The organism is uncultured Fretibacterium sp., assembly GCF_963544685.1.
In the GTDB taxonomy this organism is placed as follows: domain Bacteria; phylum Synergistota; class Synergistia; order Synergistales; family Aminobacteriaceae; genus CAJPSE01.
This window is the reverse complement of sequence record NZ_CAUUGJ010000003.1, coordinates 40,249-52,801: the sequence shown is the minus strand read 5'-3', so window position 1 is coordinate 52,801 and position 12,553 is coordinate 40,249. Positions and strand designations below refer to the sequence as shown.

Here is a 12,553-nt window from a genome sequence, read left to right as displayed (position 1 = left end):
CTCCGGGACCCCGCCGAAATAACGCCACATCGGCCCCTCTACCGCCTCCCCGGTCTGGACGAAGATGGCGTTCGGGTCGTCCTGGGACCGCTCCTGTTTTACGAGCCCCGCGGCATGAGCCAGCCCCCCCATGCGTACCGAGGTCTTGTTCACCTTGTCCGAGATCGGCAGGAGCTGGCTCTTCAGATGGTTGATGGAGAGGATGGTCACCCTCCCGTCCCTGCCGGCGGCCGGGGAGACGAACGCCAGAAGGATACCGCAGATCAAGCCAGTTCCCCACAGCCATTTTTTCATTTTGCTCTTTCCCTCCGAATCAGCTTCTCCGCGTCGGCCCAGGACAGCGGTTGGGAGAAATAGAAGCCCTGCGCCTTTCCGCACCCGGCCTCGCCGAGCCAGGACAACTGCTCTTCCGTCTCGACGCCCTCGGCGATCGTGTCCAGGTTCAGCGCGTTGGCCATGTCGATGATGGTGCGCAGCATCCGGGCCTCCTTCTCGGAGTCGAAGACGTGGCGGACAAAGGCCATGTCCAGCTTGATGCAGTCGAGCGGCAGGGAATGGATGTACTGCAGCGACGAGTAGCCCGTCCCGAAGTCGTCGAGGAAGATCCGGACCCCCGTCTCCCGAAGCCTGTCGAGCGTTGCGCTGACCTCCTTCAGGTTGTCGATCAGGACGCTCTCGGTCACCTCGACCACGAAACAGGAGGGGTCGATGCCCGCCTCGTTCAGGGAGCCCCGGATGATGGCCGCCGCATTGGGGTTCTGCAGCAGGTTGGACGACCCGTTGGCCGAGAAGTAAAAGGCGTTCGAGGACTTGCGTATGGCCTCCATGGCGCGGCGCATCATGCAGCGGTCGATCTCGCCGACCAGCCCGATGCGCTCGGCGTAGGGGATGAAGCGCGAGGGCGGCAGGAAGCCCTTTTGAGGATGCATCCAGCGAACCAGCGTCTCGAACCCGCTGAGCCCCCGATCCTCGATGGAGTAGACGGGCTGGAAGTAGGGGATGAACTCGTCGTTCTCGATCGCCGACCGGAGCTCGGCCCTCATGCTGAGAATGGAGCCGGAGAACGGGACCTCCTCCCGGTCGTCGTGGCCCTCGAAGAAGATGACCGCCCCCAGCCCGGCCTTCTTCGCGTTCTTCAGCGCGCTCGCCGCCTTTTCCATGATGACCGCGGGGGAGTTCCAGATGGAGACGTCCGACAGAACCCCGATGCTCGCGCTGGGATAGATCGTGCCCTCCCCCACCTCGCACGGAAGGTTGACCGCATCCCGGGCCCTCTCCAGCATGGCGAGCAAGGCCACCCTGTCCTGCATCTCGCCCTGCATCCCGATCAGGAGGGCGAACTCGTCGCCGCCCGTCCGGTAGATCGCGCCCCTGCCGTCCAGGGTGGCCTTGAGCCGTTCGGCGACCATCACCAGGATCCTGTCCCCGTTGACGTCCCCCACCTCGGCGTTGATGCTCTTGAAATGGTCCATGTTGACGAGCGCCAGGGCCGTCCGGCAGGCGGCGTCCGAGTTGGACGCCGTCTTCTTCAGGACATTGCCTATGGCCTCGACAAGCGACGTCCGGTTGGGGAGCCCTGTGAGGTCATCGTAATAGAGCTTCCAGGCGAGCCGCATCTCGAGGCGCTTGCGGTCCGTCAGGTCCCGTGCCAGGAAGAGGATCAGCCTTCGCTTTCCGAAGGTGATGGAGCGCTGATGGATCTCGACGGGGATCTCCACGCCGCTCAGGGAACAAAGGAAGGCCTCGTAGACATCCTGTTCCTTCTCCGAACGGGCGGCGCCCTCCCCGTTCCTCCGGACCAGGGCCTCTATCGGCATCCCCCTGCCGCTCCGAGACGCTCCATCCTCCAGGCCGAGGAGCCTCCGGGCCTGGAGGTTCGCCAGGATGACCCCTCCCTCCGGGGTGCAGAGAATCATGGCATCCGGGATGTTCATAACGATGTGCTCGAGCGTCCCGAAGACGACGTTGAAGGACCGGGAGAGGTCCGAGATCTCGTCGTCCCGGGTCACGGGGACGCGAAGGGACAGGCTGAGCTCCTCGGTGATCATGTCCGCGACCTCCCGCAGCTTTTCGAGGCGCTTGAGGACCAGGCGGGACAAAAGCTCCATCACGGCCACCACGACGACGATGCCGTTGAGGAAGATCCAGAGGTAGGAATTGTAGACCGCTCTCTTGCCCTCGTTGTAGATGTCGCGGGAGGTGCGGATCATCAGGGCGTAAGGCTCATCGGAGCCGATGACCGCGCTGCGCGTCTGCCACACCAGGGCCTGCCCCTCCGCCGACTCCTCGATGGCGACGCTTCGGCTCCAGCGGTCCGGGTACCGCTGGAGAGGGACGGGGAAGAATTCGCAGGGGCTCCCGAGGGTCTCCGATATCTGCTTCAGCCGTTTCGCAAAATCCACCCCGACGATGATCACGCCCCTTGCGGGGCCGCTCCAGTTCGTCATCAGGATAGGATTGCTTCCAAAAAGGTACGTGCCGCCGTCCAGGTTCATGAGATGGGGGGAAAGCGTCCGCTCGTCGGGGCCGGAATCGGACGCCCCGGGCTCCATCGCCAGAAACTGCGGTCCCACCGCCTTGAGCCGCCGCAGCGCCTCGTTGCTCAGGGGGACCTCGCTGCCGAGCTCGTTGATCATGTACCCCACCACGATGTTCATGTCCCGGTCGAGCACCGCCAGAAAATCGATGTCCAGCGCCCGAAGGCTCATCCCGGTCAGCAGCTCCTCGAAGCGCAGGTTGTCCCGCGTCTCCATGAAGGAGTACATGGCGTCCCACGCGCCCCAGTCGGCGACGTAGCCGGCCAGGCGGTTGACCTCGTCGTCGATGTACTTCTGCAGGAGAAACATGTTCTGCTCGAAAAAGCGGCGCTCCATACCCTCGAACGCCTTGACGGTCCTGTGGGTCGTGGTCACGCTCATGACCAATGAAAGCCCCAGGAGGATCCCCACGATGGCCCGGAAAATTTTTTTCTGCAATTTCATGACGCGTTTCCTCGTTCCATGCCATCCTCCCGATGACGCAAACGCACTTGCCCGATCCCGGCCGGGTAAACCGGGAACGAACAGGACCTGTCCTAGTACCCAATTCCAATGGGCCAAACGGCCCACAGTATATTTCAGTATAACATCAAACGGGGAAAAATACGCAGACCTCATCTTCCTTAAATAGGATACGCCGAAGTGCTGTGATGGTGGGGTTACGGAGACGGGACGTCCCCCTCCTGGCCCGCCGGAGGGGAAGCGGCCATGCGGTCAATCGCCTCCTTCGCTCGATGAACCTCGACCTCGGGCGACTGTTTCAGTTGACTCTTCAGCGTCATCGAGGACCGTGTCGAACCCCAGTCCGGAAGGGCCGGTGCCAGATAGCAGATGATGATCACCACAACCATCACGACATCCAATCGGCCCGCACGGGTCCTGTCTCCAACGCCCGACGCAAAGATCAGTTTGCCCAGCCGTCGTGCCGACCTGAAAAGGCCGATGAACAGCAAAGTCAGACCTACCCACCCTCCGAAGGCGGCCAGAAGCAACAGCCGCACATACCCTTCCGGGACCGGAAGGAAGGGTATCGCCACGAACAGCACGTACATTGCAATACAGACCTGTATTTCCTCGAGAACCGAATAGAGCATCAGGATTCTGCCGCTCGTGTTCGCTCCTTGACTGTAAAACCACAGGAACATGGGCAGCGCCACATACAGGATTTTTCCCCAAGCGCACCCCCCGCCAGCCGCCGCCACCACAATGAGAAAGAGAAGATTTCCTCCGCCATACAGGACCAGAAGCAGGATAACTATAAAATAGATCACCAGCAGCGTCCCCATTTTCTGGCGGCACTCTGTGATCTCCTCCAGCGCGGCCTCCCGCGTCGGTCCCAGTACCCTCTCGTCCATGACATCGCCTCCCAAGCCCCCGCGTCGTAAAATCCGTCACTCCTGCCTCGCAAGAAATCGAACAGCGCTGCGGCTTCATACTTCCAGCCGACCGAATCCATCCCCCGGAACGGGCGAACCCGCAGACGCCATTCAAGAGGCTTCGAATTCGGCCAGCTTCCAAAAGGACAAAAATGCTCAAATGCTCATTTATACGTTCGTCTGGAAAGGAAAGGGGAACCCAAGGCAAAAATAGCAAATGTCCTTACCGCCGTCAACGGGAGGCCTGGGACGGGGAAAAATACGCAGACCTCATCTTCCTTAAATGGGATACGCCGAAGTGCTATGATGGTGGGGTTACGGAGACGGAATGTCCCCCTCCTGCGGGAAGGCCGGGAGCCCGCCGGAGCGAGTCGGTTTTCCCGGGTCTGCAAGGAGATGGGATCGATGTTCGCCCAAAGACTCCGGGCCCTGACGAAAAAAGAGGCGCTTCAGATCGTGCGGGACCCCAGCAGCATCGTCATCGCTTTCATATTGCCGCTCACCCTGCTCTTCCTCTTCGGCTACGGCCTGTCCCTCGACGCCCGCGGGATCCGCCTCGGGATCGCGCTGGAGGACGGAGGACAACCGGCGCGGGACCTGGCCCGGCGGTTCGCCGGAAACCCCTATTTCAAGCCCGGCCTCGCCGCCTCGCGCCAGGAGCTTCTGCCCGGGCTGATCACGGGGGAGCTCAAGAGCGTCCTGATCGTCCCGCAAGGCACCTCCGCCGCTCTTTATTCGGGCCAAAATTCGGGCCGGAAGGCCGCCCTTCAGCTGCTGACGGACGGGAGCTACCCCAACTCCGGAGCCCTGGCGGAGAACTACACGGTGGCCGCGATCCTCCAGTGGGGAGGGGAGCTGTCCCGCACGTCGCTGCCCATCGCCGTGGAGCCCCATTTCCGCTACAACGACGGGCTGGAGAGCCGGTACTCGCTCATCCCGGGCATCATGGCCGTCATCATGGCCCTGATCGGGACGATGCTCACGGCCTTGGTCGTGGCGCGCGAGTGGGAGCGCGGGACCATGGAGGCGCTCTTCTCCACGCCCGTCAGCGCGCTGGAGCTCCTGCTGGGCAAGCTGATCCCCTACTACCTCCTGGCGATCTTCTCCACGTTCTTCAGCCTGGCCCTGGCCGTTTCGCTCTTCGGCGTCCCGTTCCGCGGCTCCCTGCCGGCCCTCTTCGCCGTGGCGTCGCTCTTCATGATGTCGGCGCTCGGGCAGGGCCTGATCATCTCGACGCTCTCCAAAAACCAGTACGTCGCCTCCTTCGCCGCGCTGCTCTCCGCCTTCCTGCCCGTCGTGCTCCTGTCCGGCTTCATCTTCGAGCTGAACTCCATGCCGTTCGTCCAGAGGGCGATCGCCGCCGTCCTGCCGGCGCGGTACCTGGTGACCTGCCTCCAGACCCTTTTCCTGGCCGGCGACGTCTGGCCGCTCCTGATCCCCAACATGATCAAGCTGGGGCTGCTGGGTCTGTTCTTCCTGGCCATGACGCTTCGATACACCAAAAAGGTGCTGGCCTGACCATGTTCGGACGCATCCGTTCCCTGGTCGTCAAGGAGCTCTACGCCGTCCTGCTGGACCCGAAGACGCGCTTTCAGGTGTTCGTCGGGCCGTTCATCATGCTCTTCCTGTTCAGTTTCGCCATCACCATGGAGGTGCGCAACGCGCCCCTGGCGGTCCTGAACCAGGACAACGGGGACCTGGGGCGCAGGCTCGAGGCGGCCTTCACGGCGAGCCCGGCCTTCACGCGCGCCTTCAGCCTGTCGAGCGTCCCGGAGGTCGAGCCGGCCATCGCCGAGCAGAAAGCGCTGATGGTCCTGCGCATCCCCGAGGGCTTCTCGGCCTCCCTGATGCGCGGCGAGCCGGTTTCCGTGCAGGTCGTCCTGGACGGGCGGAAGGCCAACGCAGTCCAAATCGCCTACGGCTACGCCGTATCCATCACGAACGGCTTCGCCCGCGGGCTCAGGAAGACCCTCACCGGGGCCGACGCGCTCCTGTCCGTGGAGCCGCGCCAGCTCTTCAACCCGAACCACGACTACCTCTGGTTTACCCTGCCGGTGCTGCTGGTGGTGCTGACCCAGATGCTGTCCCTGGTCGTCTCGGGCATGAGCGTCGCGCGCGAACGGGAGCTCGGGACGTTCGAGCAGCTGCTCGTCTCCCCGCTCTCACCCCTGGAGATCGTGATCGGAAAGGCGCTGCCGGCCGCCGCTATCGCCCTCGGCATCGGGGTCACCATCCACGTCCTGGCCCGCACGGTCTTCGGCGTGCCCTGCCTGGGGAGCCTGGGGCTGCTGGCCCTCAGTTTCCTGCTCTTCATCCTGGCCTGCACGGGGGTGGGGCTCTTCGTCTCCTCGCTCTGCAGCACGCAGCAGCAGGCGTTCCTGGGGGTGTTCACCTGCATGGTGCCCTTCGTCCTGCTCTCGGGGTTCGCCACGCCCATCGAGAACATGCCGCACGCCCTGCAGACCCTGACCCTGCTCAACCCCGCCCGCCACATCATCGTCATCGCCCTCGGCGTCTACCTCAAGGACATTCCCCTGCGCGAGGTCACCGTACAGCTCCTCTGGCTTTGCGGGATCGCGGCGACGACGCTCGGCGCCGCCGGGTGGTTCTTCAAGCGCAGGATACAGTGACCGTCGCTGCGCCGTTCGTTCCCATTCGGTCACCATTCGGGTTGCAAGCCGGGGTTCCGGGGCGGAGCCCCGGAAGTCGAGAAAAGGAGTCTTTGCCATGAAAAAACGGTTTCTCCTTCTGTTTTTTATTTTCGCGGCCGTCCTCGGCGTACTTTACGCGACCGGGGAGCTCGAGGGGCTGATCGATCGCTTCCGCAAGAAGGACCCCAATCGGATCCGGCTCTACGGCAACGTGGAGATCCGGCAGGTGCTCCTGGGCTTCCGCGTCCCCGGCCGCATCGAGGCTATTTACCGCGAGGAGGGCGAGAGGGTGGCGTCCGGCGACCTGCTGGGCATTTTGGACCCCGTCCCCTACCGAATCAAGCGGTCGGAGGCCCGGGGAGCCATGCTCCAGGCGAAGGCGGCGCTGGACAAGCTGCACCGCGGATTCCGCGCCGAGGAGGTCCGGGAGGCGGAGGCGCAGCGCGACCGGGTCCGGGCCTCGCTGAACCTGGCCGAGAAGGACTATGGCCGCATCTCCAACCTGTTCGCCCGGAAGGCCGTCGCCAAGAGCGATTTGGACCGGTCGGCGTCGCAGCGCAGCGCCCTGAAGGCGGAGCTCGTGGCGGCCGAGAACGCCCTGGCCCTGGTGCGCGAGGGCTACCGCAGGGAGGATATCGAGGCGGCCGAGGCGGCCTACGAGACGGCCGTCGCCCGGCTCGCGGAGGCCGAAAACGCCCTGTCGGACACGGAGCTCCGTTCCCCGGCGGAGGGGACCATCCTGACCCGCATCTCCGAGCCCGGGACCGTCGTGGGGGCGGGCCAGGTCGTCTATGCCCTGGCGCTCGAGCGCCCCATCCAGGTCCGGGCCTACATCCCGGAGCCGCAGCTCGGCCGGGTCCGGGTGGGGATGCCGGCGCGCATCGTCACGGACTCGTCCCCCGATCCCATCGAGGGCACGCTCACCTTCATCTCCCCGACGGCCGAGTTCACCCCCAAGCAGGTGCAGACCGAGGACCTGCGCACCGACCTGGTCTACCGCGCACGGATCCTGGTGGAGGACGACAGGGATGGACGGCTCAAGAACGGGATGCCCGTCACCGTCCTGATGGAGGCCGTCTCGATGGAATCCAAAGAAGCCTCCGAGGCCGCGGCATCGAAATGAGCCCGGCCGAAAAGCGTCCGCCTGCAGGGCCCGCCTCGGGCTCCGAGATCGTCATCGAGGGGCTGGTCCGCACCTTCGGCCGGCGCGCCGCGCTGGACGGGATCACGGCGCGCATCGCAGGGGGGCGGATCACGGGCCTCGTCGGGCCGGACGGAGCGGGAAAGACGACGCTGCTGCGCCTGCTCTGCGGCCTCCTGGCGCCCACGGGGGGACGGGTCACGGTGTGCGGGTACGACACGGCGGCGGATACGGACGCCATCCACGAGCGGGTCGGCTACATGCCGCAGCGGTTCGGGCTCTACGAGGACCTGACGGTCCGGGAGAACCTGGACCTGTACGCCGAGCTGCGCTCCGTGCCCCGCGAGGAGAGAGCCGCCCGGTACGAGGAGCTCCTCGCCTTCACCGGGCTCGGCCCCTTCACGGGCCGCCTGGCGGGCCGGCTCTCCGGCGGGATGAAGCAGAAGCTGGGCCTGGCCTGCACGCTGCTCTCCCGGCCGCCCGTCCTGCTGCTGGACGAGCCGGGCGTGGGCGTGGACCCCCTGGCGCGGCGCGAGCTGTGGCGCATGGTGCGGGAGCTTCTGGCCCAGGACCGGATCGTCGTCTGGAGCACCGCCTATCTGGACGAGGCGGAGGCCTGCGACACGGTGCTGCTCCTCAATGATGGCAAACTGCTCTACGACGGGACGCCGGAGGACCTGGCGAAGCGCGTCGAGAGCCGGGTCTTCCTGCTGAGTGGGGCCGGCGGGGGGCGACGGAAGCTCATAGCCCCCCTGATGGAGCGCAGGAGCACCCTGGACGCGGTCATCCAGGGGTCGAGCGTGCGCGTCCTGACGAGCGACGACGGCACGGAGCTGAGGGGGGACCTGGACGCCCTCTCCCGCGAGGCCGGGATTGTCGCGGCGTCCGGGGCCCCGGCCGGACTCGGGCTCGGGCCGACGCCGCCCCGTTTCGAGGACGCGTTCATGCAGCTTCTGGGCGGGGCCCGGCGCGGCAGCGGCGCGGTGGCGGAGTTCTTCGGCGAGAAGGGGACGGGCGGCGTCTCCGTGGAGGCGCGGCACCTGACGAAGCGGTTCGGGAGCTTCACGGCGGTGGACGACGTCTCCTTCTCGATCGGGCGGGGCGAAATCTTCGGGCTCCTGGGCCCCAACGGGGCCGGGAAGTCCACCACGTTCAAGATGATGTGCGGGCTGCTCACCCCCACGGAGGGCGGCTGCGCCGTGTCCGGCCTGGACTTCAGGACGGCGCCCGGCGCGGCGCGGGCGAAGCTGGGCTACATGGCGCAGAAGTTTTCGCTGTACGGGGACCTGACCGTGCTGCAGAACCTGCGGTTCTTCTCGGGCATCTACGGGCTGAGGGGCGGCGCGGCGGTGGAGCGCGTGATCGAGACGTTCGATCTGGGGCCCTACCTCTCCTCCCGGGCGGGCTCGCTGCCCCTGGGCTTCAAGCAGCGCCTGGCGATGGGCTGCGCCGTGATGCACGGGCCGGACGTCCTCTTCCTGGACGAGCCGACGAGCGGCGTGGACCCCGTGACGCGGCGCGAGTTCTGGACCTGCATCAACAGCTTTGCGCTGAAGGGCGTCACCGTGATGGTGACGACGCACTTCATGGACGAGGCGGAGTACTGCGACCGCATCGCGCTGGTCTACCGCGGCAGGACCATAGCCTCCGGCCCCCCCGACGCGCTCAAGGCCTCCGTGCGGACGGACGAGCGCCCCGACCCCACCCTGGAGGAGGCGTTCATCGCCCTGATCGAGCGTCAGGACGCGGCGGGGGCCGCCGTCCCGAAGCCGTGACGCGGGTCCGGCCGGCGTGAGACGGGCCCGGGACGGCCCCGTCCGCAACCCGGTACTCCTCTTCGCCCCCTCCGCTCTTTCCGTGGCCCTGGCAACAGACGCCCTCCGCCCTTCGTGTCAGAATGGGTCCCATAAAGTTGGCTTAAGCCAACTCTATGGGACTTTTTGGTTGTCGGAGGCCTGTCCCTGATTGAAATCGGGGTTTGCTTCCTTGGAGAAATGGTGGAGAAATGGTGGAAGAATGGAGGTCGATCGAGATGAAGAGGTGTAAGAGGCTTCGTTCCCGGCTTGTTGGAGCCGTGGTGGTCCTTGCCGTGGCGCTGACCTGGCCGGGGAGCTCGGAGGCGCGGACGGTACGGGACCACCTGGGCCTCGACGTGGATCTGCCCGAGAAGATCGAGCGCATCGCCGTCGTGGCGCCGCTGCCGCTGGCCTCGGTGGTCGCCGTGTATCAGGGAGGCGACGTGAGAAACCTGGTGGGGATACCGCCGGACCTGCTCAACACGGCGCGGCGCTCCGTGCTGGGGAAGTACGCGCCCGGCCTGCTCTCCGTGTCCAGCGACTTCTACAAGGGAGGGTCCCTGAACATCGAGGAACTGCTGAACCTGAAGCCGGACGTCGTCTTCTACTCCGGCGCCGTTCACACGGAGACGTACAAAAAAGCGGGGATCCCCGCGGTGGCCTTCACCCACCCCAACATCGGCGGATCGGTCAGCACGCTCCGCACCCTGGAGATGTGGCTGGACCTCATGGAGCAGGTCCTGGGCGGGGAGAACAAGGCCAGGGGCATCGTCGCCTACGGCAGGGAGGTCGAGGCGGAGATCGCCCGGCGCGTCCGGGACATTCCTCGGGAGAAGCGCGCCAGGGTCCTGATCCTGAGCAACTACAACGATACGGCAATCAGCGTATCGGGCCGGAAGACCTTCGGGGAGTACTGGTGCGACGCCGTTGGAGCCGTGAACGTGGGACTGGACGTCGGGAAGAAGAACGTCAACATGGAACAGATCTACGACTGGGCGCCCGACAAGGTGTTTCTGACGACGTTCACGGCCCTGGTCCCGCAGAACCTGTACGACAACACGGCGGGCCCCGGCCACGACTGGAGCCACGTCCCTGCGGTCAGAAACCGGGACTGCCACAAGTTCCCGCTGGGCATGCACCGCTGGTGGCCGCCCTGCACCGATACGCCCCTGGCCCTGTGGTGGTTTGCGAAGGCGGTCTACCCCGATCTTTTCGAGGACATCGACATCCCCCTGAAGGTGAAGGAGTACTACGGCAGATTCTACGGCATGGAGCTCACGGACGGGGAGGTCGAAAAGCTCCTTTCGCCCGGGGCCGAGATGCGGCGGGACTTTTTCTGATGCCGTTCCGAGGCGCTCCGGGCTTTCGTTCTTGACCGAGTGCGGGTTTTGAGCAAAGGAGGATTTTCGATTGAACATGAGCGCGGATTTTTTTGACGCGATCCTGAACCGTCCGGATCCGAACCTCTCCGAGTCCGAGGACTTCTGGGACGCTAAGGCCGAGCCCTTTTTCGCCTGCAAGCGAACCTACGGCACGAGCCTGACGGACCGGGTGGTCCGATACCTCTCCGACGAGGGGATGCTCGGTCCGGGGGCCTCCGTCCTGGACGTCGGGTGCGCCTATGGACGCTACGCCCTGCCCTTCGCCGCGGCCGCGAGGGACGTGACCGCCGCGGACATCTCCCCCAGGATGCTGGAACTGTGCGCGGAGCAGGCCGGGGAGAAGGGCCTTTCCAACCTCGAGACGCTGAAGCACGACTGGAAGAAGGATGAGCTTGGCGGGCTGAAGGGGCGTTTCGATCTGGTGTTCGCCTGCATGTGCACGCCCGCGAGGACCTCCGCGGGCCTGGAGAAGATGACCGCGGCCAGCCGGGGACACTGCGTCGTCGCCCAATACGTCTCCATGAAGGACTCCATCATGGACGCCCTGGCCGGGGAGCTCGGCGTGGACCAGAGCGCCGATTCCCACAACGGCGGGGACATCGCCTGGGCGGTCTTCAACCGGCAGTGGCTGAACGGCTTTCTCCCCCGGATGACGTTTCTGGAGAGGAACGAGGACCGAACCCTGAGCCTGGACGAGGCGTGCGACCGCTACAGGATGGGCCTGGGCAAGGCGGCCTCGGAACGGGGCGCGGACCTTCGCTCCCTGCTGCGCACGCAGGAAAGGGACGGCTGCATCCGCGTCTCCGGAAGGACCATCCTGGCCCTCGTGTCCTGGAAGGGCTCCTCCGGAGAGGGCCGCCTTTAACGACATTCGACGAAGAGGGTGAAACTCATGGCGATGGAAGTGGGACATGTTTTTCTGGCCAGGCTCGGCAAGCGGCGGCTGCGTCCCGGCGGACGGGCGGCAACGGACTGGCTGATGCGAAGCGGCGGGCTCGGGCCCGGGACGGAGGTCCTGGAGGTGGCGTGCAACATGGGCACGACGACGGCGGAGCTCGTCAAAAAATACGGATGCCGCGTCACGGGGCTGGACATGGACCCCGAGGCGCTGGAGAAGGCGCGGAGGAACCTCGCCGCCGCGGGCGCGGCGGACCGCGTCACCTTCGTCGAGGGGAACGCCACGGCCCTGCCGTTCCCCGACGGGCACTTCGACGCGGTGGTCAACGAGGCCATGCTGACGATGCTCGACCCCGAAAGCCGGGCCAAGGCCGTCGCCGAGTATTTCCGCGTGCTGAAAAAGGGCGGGGTGCTGCTAACGCACGACGTCATGCTGACGGAGGACTCCCCGGAACTCGTCCAGGGCCTGACCCGGGCGATCAACGTCAGGGTGTACCCGCTGACGGGGACGGAATGGCGAAAGGTCTTCGAGGAGCGCGGCTTTTCCGGCCTCAAGGTCCGGGAGGGGCCCATCACCCTCATGAGCTTCAAGGGAATGATTTACGACGAAGGGCTCTGGGGCGCGCTGCGGATCTTTCTGAACGGGCGGAAGAAGGAGAATCGGGAGTTCTTCGGGCGGATGTCCGGTTTCTTCAATGCGCACCGAAGACAGCTGAACTATATCGCCGTCGTCGGCACCAAGGCCTGAGCGGGATCCCTGCGGAGATCGCCGA

General features: G+C 65.5%; 10 protein-coding genes. 7 read left to right on the top strand and 3 right to left on the bottom strand.

The features are described from left to right. From ABLA28_RS00845 to ABLA28_RS00835, 3 genes are all read right to left on the bottom strand, one after another. On the bottom strand, nucleotides 1–294 hold a 294-nt coding region (locus tag ABLA28_RS00845), incomplete at its 3' end, for a hypothetical protein (protein WP_347712123.1). Next, nucleotides 291–2,981: an EAL domain-containing protein gene (locus ABLA28_RS00840; protein ID WP_347712122.1), complete on the bottom strand. Its 2,691-nt coding sequence runs from the start codon at nucleotides 2,979–2,981 to the stop codon at nucleotides 291–293. The genes ABLA28_RS00845 and ABLA28_RS00840, both read right to left, overlap by 4 nt. 215 nt (nucleotides 2,982–3,196) lie before the next feature. After that, a complete protein-coding gene (locus ABLA28_RS00835; RefSeq protein ID WP_347712121.1) occupies nucleotides 3,197–3,892 on the bottom strand; it encodes a hypothetical protein in 696 nt (231 codons plus the stop codon). Nucleotides 3,893–4,318: 426 nt separating this feature from the next. Here ABLA28_RS00835 and ABLA28_RS00830 point away from each other — a divergent pair, with 426 nt between their 5' ends. From ABLA28_RS00830 to ABLA28_RS00800, 7 genes are all read left to right on the top strand, one after another. Continuing rightward, nucleotides 4,319–5,431 (top strand): ABC transporter permease, encoded by a 1,113-nt coding sequence (locus ABLA28_RS00830; protein ID WP_314718100.1) that lies wholly within the window; start codon nucleotides 4,319–4,321, stop codon nucleotides 5,429–5,431. Nucleotides 5,432–5,433: 2 nt separating this feature from the next. After that, on the top strand, nucleotides 5,434–6,543 hold the full coding sequence (locus ABLA28_RS00825; protein WP_347712120.1) for an ABC transporter permease: 1,110 nt from the start codon (nucleotides 5,434–5,436) through the stop codon (nucleotides 6,541–6,543). A gap of 97 nt (nucleotides 6,544–6,640) precedes the next feature. After that, on the top strand, nucleotides 6,641–7,687 hold the full coding sequence (locus tag ABLA28_RS00820) for an HlyD family efflux transporter periplasmic adaptor subunit (RefSeq protein WP_347712119.1): 1,047 nt from the start codon (nucleotides 6,641–6,643) through the stop codon (nucleotides 7,685–7,687). Then, the gene (locus ABLA28_RS00815; protein WP_347712118.1) at nucleotides 7,684–9,480 is read left to right on the top strand and encodes an ATP-binding cassette domain-containing protein; all 1,797 of its coding nucleotides are present in this window, start codon (nucleotides 7,684–7,686) and stop codon (nucleotides 9,478–9,480) included. Before ABLA28_RS00820 ends, ABLA28_RS00815 begins: the two co-directional genes overlap by 4 nt. Nucleotides 9,481–9,737: 257 nt before the next feature. Further along, complete coding sequence (locus tag ABLA28_RS00810; RefSeq protein WP_299302378.1) at nucleotides 9,738–10,841, top strand: ABC transporter substrate-binding protein; 1,104 nt, start codon at nucleotides 9,738–9,740, stop codon at nucleotides 10,839–10,841. A 76-nt stretch (nucleotides 10,842–10,917) separates the two neighbouring features. Further along, nucleotides 10,918–11,748 carry a class I SAM-dependent methyltransferase gene (locus ABLA28_RS00805; RefSeq protein ID WP_314717056.1) on the top strand — a complete coding sequence of 277 codons (831 nt, stop codon included), beginning with the start codon at nucleotides 10,918–10,920 and terminating at the stop codon, nucleotides 11,746–11,748. 27 nt (nucleotides 11,749–11,775) lie between these two features. Beyond that, complete coding sequence (locus ABLA28_RS00800; protein ID WP_347712117.1) at nucleotides 11,776–12,528, top strand: class I SAM-dependent methyltransferase; 753 nt, start codon at nucleotides 11,776–11,778, stop codon at nucleotides 12,526–12,528. The last annotated feature ends 25 nt before the right edge of the window (nucleotides 12,529–12,553 follow it).

Bases quoted from the DNA above. Each gene is read 5' to 3' on its own strand.
- ABLA28_RS00835 (WP_347712121.1), bottom strand. From the start codon at position 3,892: ATGGACGAGAGGGTACTGGGACCGACGCGGGAGGCCGCGCTGGAGGAG.
- ABLA28_RS00815 (WP_347712118.1), top strand. From the start codon at position 7,684: ATGAGCCCGGCCGAAAAGCGTCCGCCTGCAGGGCCCGCCTCGGGCTCC.
- ABLA28_RS00820 (WP_347712119.1), top strand. From the start codon at position 6,641: ATGAAAAAACGGTTTCTCCTTCTGTTTTTTATTTTCGCGGCCGTCCTC.
- ABLA28_RS00805 (WP_314717056.1), top strand. From the start codon at position 10,918: ATGAGCGCGGATTTTTTTGACGCGATCCTGAACCGTCCGGATCCGAAC.
- ABLA28_RS00840 (WP_347712122.1), bottom strand. From the start codon at position 2,981: ATGAAATTGCAGAAAAAAATTTTCCGGGCCATCGTGGGGATCCTCCTG.
- ABLA28_RS00830 (WP_314718100.1), top strand. From the start codon at position 4,319: ATGTTCGCCCAAAGACTCCGGGCCCTGACGAAAAAAGAGGCGCTTCAG.
- ABLA28_RS00825 (WP_347712120.1), top strand. From the start codon at position 5,434: ATGTTCGGACGCATCCGTTCCCTGGTCGTCAAGGAGCTCTACGCCGTC.
- ABLA28_RS00810 (WP_299302378.1), top strand. From the start codon at position 9,738: ATGAAGAGGTGTAAGAGGCTTCGTTCCCGGCTTGTTGGAGCCGTGGTG.
- ABLA28_RS00800 (WP_347712117.1), top strand. From the start codon at position 11,776: ATGGCGATGGAAGTGGGACATGTTTTTCTGGCCAGGCTCGGCAAGCGG.